At 47.1% G+C, this 17,519-nt stretch carries 15 protein-coding genes and 6 tRNA genes; 20 read left to right on the forward strand and 1 reads right to left on the reverse strand.

What is annotated here, in order from left to right; translation table 11 throughout:
• Positions 1-7 precede the first annotated feature (7 nt).
• The 9 genes from BLS15_RS11890 to BLS15_RS11930 all read left to right on the forward strand — a co-directional run bounded on the left by BLS15_RS11890 (position 8) and on the right by BLS15_RS11930 (position 3,294).
• Positions 8-83 (forward strand) — tRNA-Val (locus BLS15_RS11890).
• Positions 84-89: 6 nt separating this feature from the next.
• A tRNA-Thr gene (locus tag BLS15_RS11895) sits at positions 90-165 on the forward strand.
• A 13-nt stretch (positions 166-178) separates the two neighbouring features.
• Positions 179-255: transfer RNA gene (locus BLS15_RS11900), tRNA-Asp, on the forward strand.
• Between the two features lie 53 nt (positions 256-308).
• Positions 309-384 (forward strand) — tRNA-Phe (locus BLS15_RS11905).
• A 9-nt stretch (positions 385-393) separates the two neighbouring features.
• Positions 394-479 (forward strand) — tRNA-Tyr (locus BLS15_RS11910).
• Between the two features lie 5 nt (positions 480-484).
• A tRNA-Lys gene (locus BLS15_RS11915) sits at positions 485-560 on the forward strand.
• Between the two features lie 76 nt (positions 561-636).
• Positions 637-834: a hypothetical protein gene (locus BLS15_RS11920; protein WP_139170656.1), complete on the forward strand. Its 198-nt coding sequence runs from the start codon at positions 637-639 to the stop codon at positions 832-834.
• A gap of 107 nt (positions 835-941) precedes the next feature.
• Positions 942-2,060 (forward strand): PucR family transcriptional regulator, encoded by a 1,119-nt coding sequence (locus BLS15_RS11925; RefSeq protein ID WP_021252863.1) that lies wholly within the window; start codon positions 942-944, stop codon positions 2,058-2,060.
• Positions 2,061-2,172: 112 nt separating this feature from the next.
• Complete coding sequence (locus tag BLS15_RS11930) at positions 2,173-3,294, forward strand: ABC transporter ATP-binding protein (RefSeq protein WP_021252862.1); 1,122 nt, start codon at positions 2,173-2,175, stop codon at positions 3,292-3,294.
• Between the two features lie 176 nt (positions 3,295-3,470).
• On the opposite strand, the gene BLS15_RS11935 is transcribed toward BLS15_RS11930, so the two are convergent.
• A complete protein-coding gene (locus BLS15_RS11935; RefSeq protein WP_090511659.1) occupies positions 3,471-5,291 on the reverse strand; it encodes a fibronectin type III domain-containing protein in 1,821 nt (606 codons plus the stop codon).
• 378 nt (positions 5,292-5,669) lie between these two features.
• On the opposite strand from BLS15_RS11935, the gene hprK reads away from it, so the two are divergent.
• From hprK to hisB, 11 genes are all read left to right on the forward strand, one after another.
• Positions 5,670-6,608, forward strand: a complete 939-nt coding sequence (gene hprK / locus BLS15_RS11940) for an HPr(Ser) kinase/phosphatase (RefSeq protein WP_021252860.1) — start codon at positions 5,670-5,672, stop codon at positions 6,606-6,608.
• Positions 6,609-6,646: 38 nt separating this feature from the next.
• Positions 6,647-7,798, forward strand: a complete 1,152-nt coding sequence (gene lgt, locus BLS15_RS11945; protein WP_090511663.1) for a prolipoprotein diacylglyceryl transferase — start codon at positions 6,647-6,649, stop codon at positions 7,796-7,798.
• Positions 7,799-7,807: 9 nt separating this feature from the next.
• Positions 7,808-8,455: a pyrophosphatase PpaX gene (gene ppaX, locus BLS15_RS11950; protein ID WP_036590484.1), complete on the forward strand. Its 648-nt coding sequence runs from the start codon at positions 7,808-7,810 to the stop codon at positions 8,453-8,455.
• A 2-nt stretch (positions 8,456-8,457) separates the two neighbouring features.
• Positions 8,458-8,967: an acyltransferase gene (locus tag BLS15_RS11955; protein ID WP_021252857.1), complete on the forward strand. Its 510-nt coding sequence runs from the start codon at positions 8,458-8,460 to the stop codon at positions 8,965-8,967.
• Between the two features lie 157 nt (positions 8,968-9,124).
• Positions 9,125-10,354 (forward strand): polysaccharide deacetylase family protein, encoded by a 1,230-nt coding sequence (locus BLS15_RS11960; RefSeq protein ID WP_021252856.1) that lies wholly within the window; start codon positions 9,125-9,127, stop codon positions 10,352-10,354.
• A 94-nt stretch (positions 10,355-10,448) separates the two neighbouring features.
• Entirely contained in the window at positions 10,449-11,627 is a 1,179-nt protein-coding gene (locus tag BLS15_RS11965; protein ID WP_175460758.1) for an acyltransferase, read from the forward strand.
• An 89-nt stretch (positions 11,628-11,716) separates the two neighbouring features.
• Positions 11,717-12,898, forward strand: a complete 1,182-nt coding sequence (locus tag BLS15_RS11970) for an acyltransferase (RefSeq protein ID WP_021252854.1) — start codon at positions 11,717-11,719, stop codon at positions 12,896-12,898.
• A 276-nt stretch (positions 12,899-13,174) separates the two neighbouring features.
• Positions 13,175-14,392 (forward strand): ATP phosphoribosyltransferase regulatory subunit, encoded by a 1,218-nt coding sequence (locus BLS15_RS11980; protein ID WP_036667602.1) that lies wholly within the window; start codon positions 13,175-13,177, stop codon positions 14,390-14,392.
• A gap of 20 nt (positions 14,393-14,412) precedes the next feature.
• Positions 14,413-15,066, forward strand: a complete 654-nt coding sequence (gene hisG / locus BLS15_RS11985) for an ATP phosphoribosyltransferase (protein ID WP_021252851.1) — start codon at positions 14,413-14,415, stop codon at positions 15,064-15,066.
• A gap of 72 nt (positions 15,067-15,138) precedes the next feature.
• The gene (hisD, locus tag BLS15_RS11990) at positions 15,139-16,467 is read left to right on the forward strand and encodes a histidinol dehydrogenase (protein ID WP_021252850.1); all 1,329 of its coding nucleotides are present in this window, start codon (positions 15,139-15,141) and stop codon (positions 16,465-16,467) included.
• A 440-nt stretch (positions 16,468-16,907) separates the two neighbouring features.
• Complete coding sequence (gene hisB / locus BLS15_RS11995; RefSeq protein ID WP_021252849.1) at positions 16,908-17,516, forward strand: imidazoleglycerol-phosphate dehydratase HisB; 609 nt, start codon at positions 16,908-16,910, stop codon at positions 17,514-17,516.
• Positions 17,517-17,519 lie beyond the last annotated feature (3 nt).

Genomic DNA, 17,519 nt, shown 5'->3' on the forward strand with positions numbered 1-17,519 from the left:
ACAACATGGACGCTTAGCTCAGCTGGGAGAGCATCTGCCTTACAAGCAGAGGGTCGGCGGTTCGATCCCGTCAGCGTCCACCATAATATGCCGGTGTAGCTCAGTTGGTAGAGCGGCTGACTTGTAATCAGTAGGTCGAGGGTTCGACTCCTTTCGCCGGCACCATTTTAACCATCCTGGAGCTGTGGTGTAGAGGCCTAACATGCCTGCCTGTCACGCAGGAGACCGCGGGTTCGAATCCCGTCAGCTCCGCCATTTTTATCTCAAGTAAAAGTGGAGGTCAATCCCCACTTTTTTTAATTGAATACGGCTTGGTAGCTCAGTCGGTAGAGCAAAGGACTGAAAATCCTTGTGTCGGCGGTTCGATTCCGTCCCAAGCCACCATTGCAAAATGGAGGATTAGCGAAGTGGCCAAACGCAGCAGACTGTAAATCTGTTCCCGTCCGGGTTCGGTGGTTCGAATCCATCATCCTCCACCATTTGCGAGCCATTAGCTCAGTTGGTAGAGCACCTGACTTTTAATCAGGGTGTCGAAGGTTCGAGTCCTTCATGGCTCACCAGTTTATTCAATCAATCTCAGCGGAAGCTGAGGTTTTTTTGTATGTCACAACTATACCGAATGTAGGTGAAGACAGCATGAACAAGTGGATCATACGAGTGATTGTGTTTGTGGCAACTACGTTTATTGGCTTTGGTATTGCAAAATGTTTTGACGCAATCGGGAAGCCAAGGATAGCGGGTATTATTTATGCGTGCAGTATAGTGGCCGTGTTGGCTGCAGAAGAATGGATGGGAATGAAACAAAACAAACAGGTTGCTAAACAACGCATATAACACTCATCATACAAAAGTACCGGACTGGGATTAGCCAGTCCGGTTTTTTTGTATCTTGATATGGTACAATGGAAGTAATTTATGCTGGATGAAATGGGTTGAGAGCGATGATGGATAAGCAAGCATTACAACTGCAAATCGAGCGACTAACAGGTATGCGCTTAGAGTCGCAACACATATCAACGGCACAGTGGGAAGATTGGATATCAGCAGCTGTGGGAGTGAAGGATGGAACTCCATCTCCTCGTACGATGGTGAAGCATGATGAGGAATGGTATTTGTTATGGAAGCAGGGTAAGACAACCACCGAAGTCATGAAGCTGCAAGGGAAATCGCTATCGGGACAAGAGCTGCAATGGCTTGAATTAGTGCTGTTGATGCAGCATCAACCGAAATCGGCGATGGATACGGTTCATGTCACGGATGAGCAGCAGGCCTATCTAATCGGTCAATGGATCATCGAGCACATGCGAGATGGAGATACGGCCGCGGAAATTCCGGACTCCTTCTCATGGAAGACGAAAATGTTCACACAGACAGTGCCTTTCTTGCTTGTTGCGGAACATGCTCATCGAGATGGGCCAGGGTACAAGCATTTATATAAACTGCTCAAGTCTTATTTTGGCGGAGAATTGATCCTCCTTCCTTTATCGGATAAGGAGTGGCTGATCTTATGTCCCGAGCAACTGATTCAAGTTAGTGAGGCAGATGAGGATGTAGAAACGAAGGAGACGATGGAAGAGCAGCTTACTTCTTTTTGTCTGGGACTGTATGAGCTGGTGGCCAGTGAATGGGTAGGTGACAGCCAGCTGTCCATTGGGTATCCTTTTGCACCGGTGAAAGGTATGCCGTCGGTCGTTAGCCAGCTGAGAGAAACGATGTACTTGGGGCGGACGTTCCATGTCACAGACAATATTCATCTTCCATGGGAGCTGCATCTAGAACGGCTTGTCAATAGTATACCAGATGCGGTTCGTAAGCAGTTTCTGCAGCGTGTCGTTACGAAGGCAGACAGCTTCAATGATGTAGAAACACTGTCTACGCTGGATACGTTCTTCCAGCATGACTGTAGTGTAAGCGAGACAGCCAAGCGTCTCTATATCCATCGCAATACGCTATTATACCGATTAGATAAGATTAAACATGAGACCGGGTTGGACGTTCGTCAATTTACGGATGCTGTGTTGGTAAAATTGATATTGCTATTGTACAAAGTAACAAAATAGGCCATTCATTTTTTGTGCAGTTTGTGTATGGTCATTTGTACAGGGTTCCGGTAAGATAAATGTATCGAAAGTAACCGATTACATTGTATCTAACTATAAGGGGGAAACGCACATGGCAGGCGTACGTTTAGAACATATTTACAAGAAGTACTCAGGTTCAGATAATCCAACAGTTAAGGATGTTAACCTGGACATTCAAGACAAAGAGTTCCTCGTATTGGTAGGCCCATCTGGTTGCGGTAAGTCGACAACACTGCGTATGATCGCAGGTCTTGAAGAAATCTCTGAAGGTAAATTGTTCATTGGCGACCGCCTTGTGAATGACGTTGCTCCTAAAGATCGCGATATCGCGATGGTATTCCAATCTTACGCGTTGTACCCGCATATGAACGTGTATCAGAACATGGCATTCGGTTTGAAACTGCGTAAGTTCAAAAAAGAAGATATCGACAAGCGCGTTCGTGAAGCAGCTCGCATCTTGGACATCGAGCACTTGCTTGATCGCAAGCCTAAGGCTTTGTCCGGTGGTCAGCGTCAGCGTGTTGCCTTGGGTCGTGCGATCGTTCGTGAACCACAAGTATTCTTGATGGACGAACCACTTTCCAACTTGGATGCAAAATTGCGCGGTCAAATGCGCGCGGAAATCTCCAAGCTTGCTAAGCGTTTGCAAACAACTGTTATCTACGTAACGCATGACCAAATCGAAGCGATGACGATGGGTGACCGTATCGTTGTTATGAAAGACGGTATCATTCAACAAGCAGCTTCCCCGGACGTATTGTACAATCATCCGGTTAACATGTTCGTTGCAGGATTCATCGGATCCCCTACAATGAACTTTATTACAGGTGTATTGTCTGAAGAAGGCGGCAACTTCCGCTTCAAGGCGACTGGCTTGGATGTAGCAGTTCCTGCAGGCCGTGCACAAATTTTGAAGGAAAAAGGATATGTAGGCAAAGAGGTTATTCTCGGCGTGCGTTCCGAAGATATCCATGAAGAGCCAGTATTCTTGGAAGCTTCCCCAAGCAGCATCTTCTCTGCAGCTATCGAAGTTACAGAGAACATGGGTCATGAAATGTTCTTGTACTTGACAGGTGTAGGCAAGGAAACGGTTATCGCTCGTGTAGACGGACGTTCTAACGCGAAAGAAGGCCAAAATGTGAAGCTTGCTATCGACATGAACAAAATCCACATTTTCGACAAAGATTCCGAGTTGAACTTGTTCGAAAGCTAATTGGATACAATAAATAGAAGGCTGGCCCTGAGGGCCAGCCTTTTTTGCATGTTTTTGTTTCGTAATCTGTATGTTCAGTGAAGTATGGATGTTCGGATCGTGGAAGATTGAACCGCTTTTATTTTTGCTCAAAATCGAGGCCTGTTTTTGAATTTCTTAGATCCATAGTCCCCCAATTACTGCAACCCATTCAATGTGGTGCGTACAGGCTGGGAGAAGTTGTTTCCACTTGCTTGATCCCAGTTGATGGACCAGGTCATGACCCCACGGAAGTTGCGATAGCCTGAGGGTTTGATCAACTGATAGGTACCTCCGTATGCCGTTCCCTTGACGAGATATTGCAATGCCTTATCGATATTTGCAGGTGACGTATAACCGCCGCCTGCTGCAGCTGGAGCAGCTGGCAAGCCGATGGCGATTTGGTCTTCGCGCAATGCTGGGAAGCGGTTGGATGCGTTGCCGTTGACCGGGAAGCCTTGCAGCAGCATTTCAGCCATAGCTACTTGGAAATCCGCTGTGCCCTGGCTATAGGAACGTCCATCCAGTGCGGTTATGGAGCCTGTATTGTAATGTTGAACATGAAGGATGTTCAAGCGATCTTTAAATGCATAAATTACAGGCAGATAAGCTCCCCATGGGCCACCGTATGCAACCATGCCACCCTGTACATATGCAGTTTCTGGCGCCATAGTTAGCATGAAGTCTGAGGATTTTCCTTGTAGAATCGTCCGGATTGCGCTAATGAGATTAACAATCTTCGGTGTTGTTGGGTTTTTAAAGTCGGTATCGGCACCAGTCAAGGCAAGCGAGCTTCCTTCCAAATCAATGTCGATTCCGTTGAATCCATATTCTTGAATGAGATCATTCATAGAACGTACGAAACTATCTCTAGCTGTGGTAGAGGTGAGTTCGACGGTTCCATTTGCCCCACCAATCGAAATAAGCACTTTTTTGCCTTGGGATTGAAGTAAAGCGATATCAGCCTTGAATTGTTCCTTCGTTGCGTTGTAAGGAGTGAAGGCCATTGTTACTCGATCGCCGATTGGCTCAGCAAATGCAACCTGGATGATATCGTAGCGCGGAGATATATCCTTTAAGCGGATATTGGTCGATCCATTATCGAAGTTATGCCAGTAGCCGATTAATTGTTTTGAGCCGCTGCCAATCGGAACTTGAGGGGTATCAGCAGTAAGAATGTTGCTGTCCGCAGAACGATTGCCGGCAGCGTCGTAGGCACGAACGAGAATCGTGTAAGAGGTGGCTGCAGTGAGCCCAGTCAATGTGTAGGTCGTGTTGGATGTTGAAGCAGCGTTGGTTCCGTTAAGGAGAATATCATATCCGGCGACGCCAATATTGTCGGTCGATGCATTCCACGAGAGGGTTAAACTGGTTGGTGTAGCAGACAACAGTTGTAATCCTGTTGGGGCAGTTGGGGGTTCTGTATCCACAGGGGCCGTATTCGTATGGACGGCCAGACTGTTGCTCGCTTCTGACCGGTTGCCAGCAGCGTCGAGGGCTTTGATACTGAATGAGTAGGCTGTGTCTGGGGTAAGTCCTTTGGCAGTGTACGATGTGGTATTCGTAGTGCCTGCCAGTTGTGAGCCATTATACACTTCGTAAGATACGACGCCCACATTATCCGTAGCTGGGTTCCAGGCTAATACGACTTCAGTAATGCCAATTGAAGATGCGCGCAGGTTGGTTGGGGCTGTAGGAGGTGTCGTGTCAACAGGCTCATCTGCTGACAGCTTCCATAAAGCAGGGACATTCGGTGGTTCCCAGCCGGTTAGTGAAGTATGCGGCTGAATGCAAGCATAAGTCTTGCCGCTATAGGAGACGAGATCCCCGGTTTTGTAGGCGGTATTCGGTGACCATGGGGCTGCCGCCCCTAAGACAGTGGCAGGGAAGAGTGACAACAAGAGGATAAAGACGAGAGCAAGGGATGAAAATGATTTTGGAAGCGGATTCATTGACAGACGTAAGGAACTTCGTTTCATATGATTGCCTCCTTCGTTCAAATATAAGGTTATGGACGAATGGGCCTGACAAGGAAGTCGTCATAGGTGGATTTCGGATTCATCGTCCTGCTCGTTCAGCCTATTTGTCGGCTAGGACGGGAATCGGGATAAATATCATACACCTCCTTATCGATAGGTAGTTTGGAATATTCGTGGAGATAGGGTGATTTTCCTGCATCCCTTCAACAAATATGGAAAAAAATCGTGGAATATGCCAAGGTTGTGCTTGCGAAAGATGGAACGTTGAAAAAAGCTAGTTTTTCCTATACGATGAATACAAAGAGATACGGCATTATTGGCATCATAACAGGACGTAATCGATTGTGAGCAATGCCGGAGACGAAGGAGTGAACGACGATGGCCAAAAAGGTAAAGGTCTCCGAAATGGTGGAACAGTTCCACCTGGAGGTGCTGGCTGGCGATACAGGCTTGAAGCGAACAATTACTGTTGATGATTTACATCGCCCAGGCCTCGAGATGGCCGGGTATTTCGAATATCACCCGAAGGAACGAGTACAGCTTCTTGGTAAGACTGAGCTTGCCTTCTTCGAAATGCTCTCCCCCGAGACGAAGCGAGAGCGTATGCAATTGTTCTGCTCGGAAGAGATGCCTTGCATCATCGTAACAAGAGGACTCGAGGTTCCGCAGGAAATTCTCGACGTATGTCAGGAGCAGGGAGTGCCTCTGCTGCGCTCGCGCACCGCAACAACGATTCTATCGAGCCGCATTACGAGCTTCCTTGAGAAAAAGCTGGCACCAACGGCTACCATTCATGGTGTACTGGTCGATGTATACGGTGTTGGTATGCTAATTACTGGCGGCAGCGGGATTGGTAAGAGTGAGACTGCCTTAGAGCTGGTTAAACGCGGACATCGTCTAGTAGCGGATGACGCGGTAGAGATCCGTCAAACTTCTGACAATGTATTGCACGGTTCGGCACCAGAGCTGATCCGCCATCTGCTTGAAATTCGCGGTATCGGCATCATCAACGTGATGACGTTGTTCGGGGCAGGTGCTATTCGGAACAATAAGCGAATCAGCGTGGTCATCTCTCTAGAGAATTGGCAGCAAGATAAGCAATATGATCGTCTTGGCATTGATGAAGAGACAACGAGAATTATTGATACGGATGTCCCTCTTGTTACCGTACCGGTTCGCCCAGGTCGGAACTTGGCCGTTATTATTGAAGTAGCAGCCATGAACTATCGCCTCAAGCGTATGGGTTACAATGCGGCATTGCAGTTTACGAACAAGTTGACGGAAACGATTGCCGAGGATATGGACGATTTCGATTGATAGTCAGTGTAGCCTAATATAATGAAGGAGTGTAGAGCATGGCAACGATGCTGCTAGACCCGATAGCCATTCAGCTCGGACCATTGAAAGTGCATTGGTACGGGATTATTCTTGGTACCGCTGCACTGGTTGGGCTGCTGCTTGCGATTCGGGAAGGGAAGAGATTTGGCATATCCCAAGATTTCTTTATGGATTTGGTATTGTTCGGTGTACCCTCCGCATTAATCGGGGCACGCGCGTATTATGTCGCGTTCAAGTGGGATGAATATAAGGACAATTGGGTAGATGTCTTTAAAATATGGAACGGGGGCATTGCCATCTACGGTGCTCTCATAGGTGCAGTCATCTGCGCGCTCATCTATGTCCGTAAGAAAGGATATACTTTTTGGCGGATTGCAGATATTTGTGCACCAGGACTTCTCATCGGACAAGCGATTGGACGGTGGGGGAACTATGTGAATCAAGAAGCATATGGAGGGCCGGTTGAGGAATCATTTTTGCGCAATAGCTTGCACCTCCCTGATTTTATTGTGAATCAAATGAACGTCCAAGGCACATTCCATCACCCAACCTTTCTGTATGAGTCTCTGTGGAGCTTCATAGGAGTGTTGCTGTTATTCGGCTTGCGACGTCTGCGCAGTGTTCGCAGTGGTGAAGTATTCATCAGCTACCTCATTTGGTATTCCATCGGCCGATTCTTTATCGAAGGCCTTCGCACGGATAGCTTGGCTTACCAAGGTTCAGACTGGGTAGTGTCGCTTATTGATGGATTGTGGTCGCCAATGACGGTCGTATTCGAGCCAGGCTTCCTTGATCCTGCGTATGGAAATGTACGTATCTCGCAGCTGCTAGCGATCTTCTTGATTGTGGCCGGTGTAATTATGATTATTATTCGTCGTATGACTGGTGCCGCGCGAGTTCCTTATCATGCGCCGATCGTGTCAACCCTTCGTACGGAGGCTGCTGCTGGTAGCACGAAAAAAGCAGTGACAACACAGGTGGATAAGGCCGAAGAGAATGTACATGATACAGGAGCACCTGCGGAAGAGCATTCAGTCAATGCACAAACTGAAACTGTCAAAACCGAAACTGCACACACCGAAGCTGTGCAGGAATCATCAGACATTGATGATGCGAATGAAGCGAAAGATAACCAACAAAAAGATCATAACGAGAGCAAGAAGGAGTAATTAATGAAAATGATACGAACGGTACTGTTTGACTTAGACGGCACGATTATCGATACGAACGAGCTGATTATCGAGACATTTCTCCACGTTCTGCGGGACAAGACGCCGTCACCGTTCACTCGTGAACATATTATCCCGAGTATGGGATTAACGCTCGAAGAGCAGATTCGAATTTTTACAGGGCAGGATCAGGTGGATGAACTGGTAGCAGCATATCGTAAATACAATTTAGCACGCCATGATGAGCTTGTTCGTGAGTTTCCTTATGTGAAGGAAGTGATGGCGGACTTGCATGCATCAGGCATTCAGCTTGGTGTCGTGACGACAAAAATGCGGGCGACAACAGAGCGGGCGCTGCGTATGTTCGGACTCATTGATTACTTAAGCACGATTGTTACTGTACAAGATGTCAATCATCCGAAGCCGCATCCTGAACCGGTGCTGCGAGCCGTTGAAGCACTGCAGGCAAATCCAGCACAGACAATTATGGTTGGTGATAGTCCGGCTGATATTCTATCTGCGAACGCTGCCGGCGTAATATCATGCGGTGTAGCTTGGTCGCTGAAGGGAGAAACTGTCCTTAGCCAATACGAGCCACGCCATATTATTCATGACATGCGGGATCTGTACGCATTGGTCGGATTGGAGCGGAAATAGAAGTGAGAGATGTGGAGCGGCATCCTGTCGAAGGGCCGAACAGTCTATGGCAAATCTACCGAACCGTCAGTCCTTGGAAGGGAATGTGGAATTTCATTTGCATTCAGCTTGCACGATACAGCCCCTCCTTGCGTTTGAAGTTGTGGATATATCGCAAGCTGCTGCGCATGAAGGTAGGTGAATGCACAGCCTTCGGTCTAATGGCGATGGTGGATGTCTTTTTCCCTGAACGAATCGAGATTGGGGATAATACGATAATCGGCTATAATTCCACGATCTTAGCACATGAGTATTTGACACACGAATATCGGCTTGGAACGGTTCGGATTGGCAGTCATGTGATGATTGGAGCCAATAGTACGATCTTGCCGGGTGTCACGATTGGGGATCACGCTGTTGTCGCGGCGGGAACAGTCGTGCATAAAGACGTATTGCCTGGTCAAATGGTTGGCGGCAATCCCATGCGGGTTATTCGGGATGCAGCTCCCATGATAGAAGCATCCTCACAATAGAAGGATAAGCTGAGAAGTGGTAGGAAAGGGGCTCCCCACCTGCCACTTTTTTTGGTATTTACAAACAATTTGAATATGGAAACAAAAATGACAACACTTGCGAAGTATGTTAGATTAAAATAAATGTAATGTTACTGGAAGAAGAGGGAAGTTCGACATGCGAAAGAAACGCACTGTAGGTGTCATATTGCTCATAGCTCTTCTAAGCAGCACGTTGTTCTTGAATACGGATGGGGTACAGGCGCTATCACATCGTATTGTATGGGACGGGTACAACGGTTCGGAAGAGCAGGCATTGTTAATGGGGAATGAATGGTATGTCCCAGCCGACGCCCTGAAGAATGCCTTCGGCATTCAAGTGCGTACGACAGACAAGCAATTAGACCTGGCACCAACGGATAATCTGGACTCACAATGGGTGTATACACCAGTCCATTATCGTGATGAAGTAGTGACACTGATGTACCACAATGTTCAGAAGAATCCAGATAACGTCACATTTATTTCACCGAATCAGTTGGAAGAGCAGATTCAGGCTTTACTCCATAATAACTATCATTTCATTTCCATGGATCAGTATATGAACTTTATGCTTCATGGAGGGTCGGTTCCACCGAATGCGGTCTTGATGACCTTCGACGATGGGTACGAATCTTTCTATACAGAAGTGTACCCGATCATGCAGAAGTACCATATACCTGCGACGAACTTCGTCATTGTCTCTACGATTGACAATCGCAAGAGTGCCGGACGACCGAAGCTGACATGGGAACAGATGCGTGAGATGAAGCGAAATGGAATGAGCTTCTTCAGCCATACGTACAATTCGCATGTATATACGGTGGTTAATGAGCAGGGTTCCTTGAGGCCGATGTTGTCCAAGCCAGAATATTTGAAGAAGCTGCATCGCAAGGAGACACGCACGGAATTTACAGCGAAGGTTAAAAAGGATCTTAAGCGAGCTGAAGATCGCTTAAAGCAGATGCTTGGCAATACGTATAGTGTGGTTGCCTTCCCGTACGGGGCGTATAACAAGGATGTATTGGAAGTGTGCAAGCAGCTAGGTATTCATGTTACCTTCACGGTAAAGCCAGGTATCAATCAACGGACGACAACAAATGGATTCCGTATAAATGCAGGCAATCAGAAAATTCGAACATCAGAATTATTAGAACGCATGGGGAACAAGGGGAAAAATGTGCAGCTTGGGCGTGCAAAGACTTCCTATACAGTAAGTTGGGATCAAGCACCCATATATTCCGAGCTTACGCCGGTTAAAAAAAAGGACATTTGGTATCTGTCACTGCACCAGCTTCATCAACTATTCGGTATAAAATACGAAATTGACGACGTTCAACAAATTGTGAGGTTGTTTCCCGGGAAATAACCTCGAACGTTGTCATACGATAAAACTTATTATTTGCCGAGTTACCTCTTAGATTCGACACCCTTGATTCCTCGGTATGGGGAGAATGGATGACATGAGCAATAAGTCGAGCATTTCATCTTTATCGATATATAGAGCTATCGCGATGATGGCAGTTCTGTGCATCCATGCTACATCGCAGACGATTAAGGCGACACAGACAACCGACTCATTTGTTGTCTATAATTTTATGAATGTGTTCAGCAAATTTGCTGTTCCTGCTTTTTTGCTGCTGACAAGCTTCGTCATGTTTTATAATTATTGCGACAAAGGATTAACCTCATGGAGCTCCTTAAAGGAATTCTACACCAAGCGATTAAAACTAATTCTTCTCCCTTATGTAATCTGTTCTACTTGCTATTTTCTGTTGAATCATTGGCTTGCCTATCGCAGTCGTGGTCTGGGAGATACCTTACAGGCCTATGTTGTCAGCTTAATTAAAGGAACAGCATACACACACCTATACTATGTCATTATTCTAATTCAGTTTTATTTGATATTTCCGGTTATATTGTACTTCTTTCGCTCCGTAAAATCAGCGATATGGGCCATTCCTATTGGATTTGCCCTACATTGGGGCTTTGTCATTTGGAACAAGCTAGACCTGCATATTGTATACAAGGGGAGTCTGCTTGTGTCCTACTCGATCTATGTCATGGTAGGGGCGTTCATCGGTGTGTATTGGAACCGCATACAAGGTTGGTTCAATGCACTAACTCCTGAAGGCAGCAGACGTGATCGCTGGATTACGGCGGTGGTGTGGCTCGTGTGGATTGCGGCTTCACTCGGCCATGTTCAGCTATGGTATGCAACTTATAAATATGGTATGCGCTTCAATACGTTATGGTATGAGGCAGCTTGGAATGCCCATGCTTTGCTGTCGTGCGTCGTACTCATTCAATTATCTCAATACATTGAACGCAGATTTCCTGAGAGATTCGTGAAGTTAATTACTAGATTCGGAGACGTCTCATTCGGCATTTATCTGATTCATCCCGTGATCTTATATCTCTATCGCAAGATTCCGCTAGGAGACGGAGACTCGATTAGTTATGCGCTGTATATCGGGGGAGGGTTCCTGTGTGCGTTCCTTCTATCTTGGGCTATTGTAGAATTATGTCATCGCTATATTCCGTTCAGTTGGATGTTCTTTGGGGCGGTACCGAAAAAAAGAAGCGGGAATGTACAGAGGCAGAACCAACCAACACAGACGACAGTGCATCCTCCAAATTAGGTTATCACAATACACGCAGAGGCAAAGGTCTATCCTCATGAAGTTGGATCGTATAACGAACCCCGCAAAGTGAATGGAGGGATGCAATAGTGGCACGGAAAGAACGGATTTCGACTCTTTCTATCGTGCGCGCACTTGCCATGCTTGGTGTTATTAGTGTCCATGCAACTTCGGAAACCGCAGCGATGATGAAGACATCAAGCTTATTTTATGGGTATACCTTTTTCAACATCTTTTTCAAGTACGGTACACCAACATTTATTTTACTTAGCAGCATGGTGCTCTTCTATAACTATGGTGCTGGAGATAAGCTGCAGCCTCAGGTGCTGGGGAAGTTCTATAAGAATCGATTTCGCTATGTATTCATACCTTATCTAATCTGCTCAGTCTTCTATTTTATGCTTGTGCAGGTAACTTGGTATCCAGAGCGTTCGTGGAGTGAAGCAGTACCTATGTTCGTTACGAAGCTATTAACAGGAACTGCATATACGCACTTGTATTTTGTGTTTATTAGTATACAGTTCTACTTATTGTTCCCGTTGCTGCTAATGCTATTTCGCTCCCGGCGAGTTGTCGCTTGGGCCATCCCACTCGGCTTGGCCTTGCAATGGGGGTATGTATTATGGAACAAATATGGCGTGCAAATTCCGGCAAAAGGGAGTATTTCGCTGTCATACATAAGCTTTTATTTCGCAGGTGCTTACTTAGGAATTAACTTTCATAAAGTACGCCCTTGGCTTGATTCTTTGGGGCGAGCCTGCTCGGTACGCTATAAGCTGATAACAGGTTCAATCTGGTTGTTATGGCTTGGATTCGCGCTGCTACATGTGCAGATATGGTATTGGACACGCTCCACGGGCAAAGAGATGAACTCACTTATTTATGAACTGCTCTGGAACGGACATACGTTGTTATCTGCAATTGTACTCATCCAACTTGCCTTCTATCTGGAACGCCGTCTACCAGAGCTCGGAAGAAGACTACTGTCTCAGCTTGGGGATCTATCCTTCGGCATTTACCTCATTCATCCCGCGTTCCTTGCCCTGTATCGACAGTTTCCGTGGCATAAGGGGAGCGCATCGTTATATCCAATATTCATCTTTATTGGTTATGTGTTCGCCCTCGGGATGTCATGGATCATCGTGTATGAGGCACTTCGATTTATACCGGGCGCTTCATTTGGATTAGGGGCCCCGCCACGCGATTGGATGCAGAATCGGAAGAATCCAGCCGCAGCAGTTGAAATGATTAGGAGTACGAATGCTTCTTAACGGCACCAGAAGAGCAGGACATGTATACATCTTCTGCACTTAAGGGACACCCTGTATTCTTGCAGCTTGCAAGGATAGAGGGTGTTCCTTTTCTTTTGTGCAGGAAGCTCGGGCTGGGGATTGTGGGGGAGGAGAGAAATAAAGGGAATTGCATTGAAAATGGATTGACGATGAAAATATTACGTGTTAATATTACCAGTAAAATTCTTTGGTTTGCTAACAAGGTAACATGTTAACATATTAACTCACTAAAGCAACTAATTCCGAGGTGACGCAATGACAAAGCCGAGAATGTTCGAGAAGCCTTCGGGTGTTCGTGATTATTTGCCAGAAGCTGTGCGCCGGTTGCGTGCAGTTGAAAGGAAAGCACTTTGCACGATGGATAGCTGGGGCTATGCGCAAATTATTACACCGACAATGGAATATTACGAGACGGTAGGTACGGCGAGCTCAACCTCTGATCACAAGCTATTCAAGTTGTTGAATCAACGCGGTACAACAATGGTGCTTCGTTCTGACATGACTGCACCAATAGCGCGAGTTGTGGCATCCTTGCTCGGCAAGGAGCCGTACCCTATTCGATTGTCTTACCATGCGAATGTGTTCCGCTCAATGGAGGAGGAGGCGGGACGTGAAGCTGAATTCTACCAGACAGGAGCAGAGATGATTGGGGATGGGTCTCCTGACGCCGATGCTGAGGTAATAGCACTGTCGATTGCTTGCTTAGAAGCAACGAGGATTGAACGGTTTAAGGTCGCACTAGGACATCATGGCTTTTTGGAAGGGCTGCTCGAATATGCACTTCCCCAGCAGGACGAGGTACAGACACAATTGAAGCTGCGCCTAGTACAACGGGATGTAGTTGGTTATCGAGAGCTCATTCATAACTTGCCTATAGATCAAGAGCATCGAAGCTGCCTGGAGCAAGTGCTGCATTTGCGGGGAGGCCGAGATGTACTGAAGTCAGCTCGCGGTATAGCTGATGTGCCAGCGATGATGGAATCCATCCATCATTTAGAGAAAGTGTGGGATGTGCTGGAAGCCTACGGGGTGGAAGAGCATATTTTATTGGATTTAACGATGCTAGGTGACTTTTCCTACTATACAGGTACCATATTCGAAGGTTATGCGGCGGATACTGGATTCCCTGTCTTAAACGGAGGACGATATGATAATTTGCTGCAGCAGTTCGGTCGCTCGGCGCCCGCAACTGGATTTGCTCTTCAGACGACCCGTATTGTAGATGCCTTGTCCATTAATAGAGATAGAGTAGATGAAGATATAGCGATACTCACTATTCAATATGATGAGCTTCACCGTCAGGAGGCATTCCGGGAAGCGGCACGCCTGCGGAAGGAAGGTAAGAAAGTGGTGACGCAATATATCGATTCTGTAGGTGAGAAACGATTGGACGGAAGTGTTGAGGCGGGGGTGCAGCCCGATACATGTGGTGATCGAGGAAGCAAGGTGCTTGCCTTCACGAATCGCGCTTGACGACGAAGGAGGAACGACTTATGCAAGATTGGCTTAAGGTTGCAATGCCTAAGGGCCGCATTTACAAGCAGGCATCTGCCTTGTTCCGTCAAGCTGGACTCTATGTTCCAGAGGATGAGGATGAGTCGCGCAAGTTGATTATAGATGTGCCGGAAGCGAGCATGCAGTTCATTATGGCGAAGCCTGTTGATGTCCCGACTTATGTGGAGTATGGAGCGGCTGATATCGGCATCGTCGGCAAAGATGTATTAATGGAGGAAGACAAGGACGTATATGAGCTGCTGGATCTAGGGATTGCACGCTGCCGGATGTCGGTCATCGGATTGCCATCATGGAAGCCGGTCAGCCACTTGCGGGTCGCAACGAAGTATCCGAATGTAGCCTCACAATATTTTCGTGAGCAAGGTCAGCAAGTAGAGGTGATTAAGCTCAATGGTTCCATCGAGCTGGCTCCCTTGATTGGTCTGGCTGATCGAATTGTGGATATGGTGGAGACAGGCAAGACACTGAAAGAGAATGGCTTGGTAGAGCTAGAGGAGATGTTCAGCATTACAAGCCGACTGATCGCCAATCAGGTAAGTTATCGCATGAAGAGCGAGGCCATTCAGAGCTTGTGCGAACGGCTTCAACGGATTGTGCCCCAGACATTGGAGAAGTCAGCGGCCATTCGTTAGGATGTTCTTAGTCATCAGTATGGATGATCAACGAAGTCTATTGCAGCAGGGGATTAGGAGGGAGAGAGTGAGATGCGGATCTTACAAGCAGCGGACTGGAGCCTGGATCGGAAAATTGATTACGGTACCCCCGAGCAATTGAACAGTGTAAAGCGGATTGTGAGCGATGTGCGGCATGAGGGAGATGCAGGACTAATCAAATATACTAGGGAGTTCGATAAGACCGTCCTTACCCAAGAACAGCTTCGTGTAGAAGAGTCGGATATTGCATTGGCTTACGAGCAGGTTGATCAAGCGTTCTTAGTGGCCATTCGTCAAGCTGCAAGCAACATCAGACGGTTCCATGAGCGACAAAAGCGGACATCATGGATGGAGTTCGAACCAGATGGGACTCTGCTTGGACAGATTGTGCGTCCACTGAAGCGCGTAGGTGTATATGTGCCAGGCGGCAAAGCTGCATACCCGTCATCTGTTCTCATGAACGTGATCCCTGCTCAAGTAGCAGGTGTACCGGAGATCGTAATGGTCACTCCTCCAGCTACTGGTGGGACGGAAGGAATCAATCCATACATACTCGTAGCGGCTGCCGAAGCGGGTATAAAGGAAATGTATCGGGTTGGCGGTGCACAGGCGATTGCTGCATTAGCTTATGGGACGGATACAATTGCCCCAGTAGATAAAATATGCGGCCCGGGGAACATCTTCGTAGCATTAGCGAAACGCGAAGTGTATGGGGTCGTTGATATCGATAGTATGGCAGGGCCCTCAGAGATTGTCGTGTTAGCGGATAAGCAGGCTAATCCTGTATTTGTGGCAGCTGATTTATTGTCCCAGGCTGAACATGACGAGATGGCATCGGCTGTCCTGGTGACAGACTCCATGGATCTGGCTCAAGCTGTGTCAATCGAGGTTGAACGTCAATTGAAGGAACTGCCTCGTCGTCACATTGCCTCTGCTTCTATAGAGCAATACGGGGCAATTATCGTGGTAGAGGATCTGCGCGAGGGTGTCAAAGTCGTGAATCGATTGGCTCCTGAACATTTGGAAATTATGACAGAAGAGCCTATGGAGTGGCTCGGGCTTATAGAGAATGCTGGGGCAATCTTCCTTGGTGCTTACAGCTCTGAGCCGGTTGGAGATTACTTCGCGGGACCGAACCATATTATTCCGACGAATGGAACCGCGCGCTTCTCTTCCCCCGTCGATGTAGATATGTTTATGAAAAAGTCGAGCTTAATTCGTTACAGCAAGGAAGCACTGCTGACGAATGGGGCGGCCATTATCGAACTGGCTCGCCATGAAGGGCTAGAGGGGCATGCCAGGGCAATTGAGGTTCGTCTGCGAGAGCAGGCAAACGCGGAGTTTGAAGCTACGCATAGCGTCATAGAACAGTTGCGATAGCAGTAAGAGTAGGATTAAGAGAAACAGCAGCAACAGAAGCGCAGGAATTATAGCAGTACTATATCAATAACGATAGTAAGTATAGTGGCAATAAAAAGAGATAGTAGAGATAGCAGTGATAGTAGAAATTGTAACAAATGGCTGATTTGGCAGACATGCCTGATTTGACAGACATACCTGATTTAGCAGGCATAGTGGGGATAAAAAAATTATAGAGGTATTAGAAATCATAGAGATAGAGTGGAGAACATAAATAGAAACCTGGTGGAGCGGCATGGAAAGTAAAGAGAGACAGTGAAAGACGGGGAACAGTGGAGAGGGAACCGTGAGAAGCTAGGTGCAGTCAACGAGCTGCGAAGCTTATATTGGAATAGCGGATTCTTAGATCATAGAAAGTAAGAATAAAAACTGCAATCTTCAACAGAAGGGCGGAACTTTTAATGGTACAGGAAGCGATTAGCCGTATACGTCAAGCGGATATTGCCCGCAAGACGAATGAGACGAATATTCAGTTGTCATTCTCGATTGATGGGACGGGAAAAAGTGAGTTGGATACTGGCGTTCCGTTCCTTATGCATATGCTGGATTTATTTACGAAGCACGGTCACTTTGATCTGAAGGTCGATGCTACCGGTGATATCGACATCGATGATCACCATACAGTTGAGGATATCGGCATTTGTCTCGGGCTTGCATTAAGAGAGGCTTTGGGCGACAAGTCGGGGATCAAGAGGTATGCGTCTGTGTTTGTTCCGATGGATGAAGCATTGGCTCAAGTGATTATCGATGTAAGCAACCGACCTCATTTCGAATACAGAGCTTCCTATCCATCCGCCCAAGTGGGCACGTTCACCACGGAACTTGTGCATGAGTTTCTGTGGAAATTAGCGCTGGAGGCGAGAATTACACTTCATGTCATCGTTCATTACGGACAGAATACGCACCATATGATTGAAGCGGTATTCAAGGCGTTAGGGCGGGCGCTTGATGAAGCGACATCGGTTGATCCGCGGGTACAAGGTGTTCCTTCTACGAAGGGAGTGCTGTAGCTC

This window comes from Paenibacillus sp. cl6col (genome assembly GCF_900102125.1).
Classification (GTDB): domain Bacteria; phylum Bacillota; class Bacilli; order Paenibacillales; family Paenibacillaceae; genus Paenibacillus_B; species Paenibacillus_B suaedae.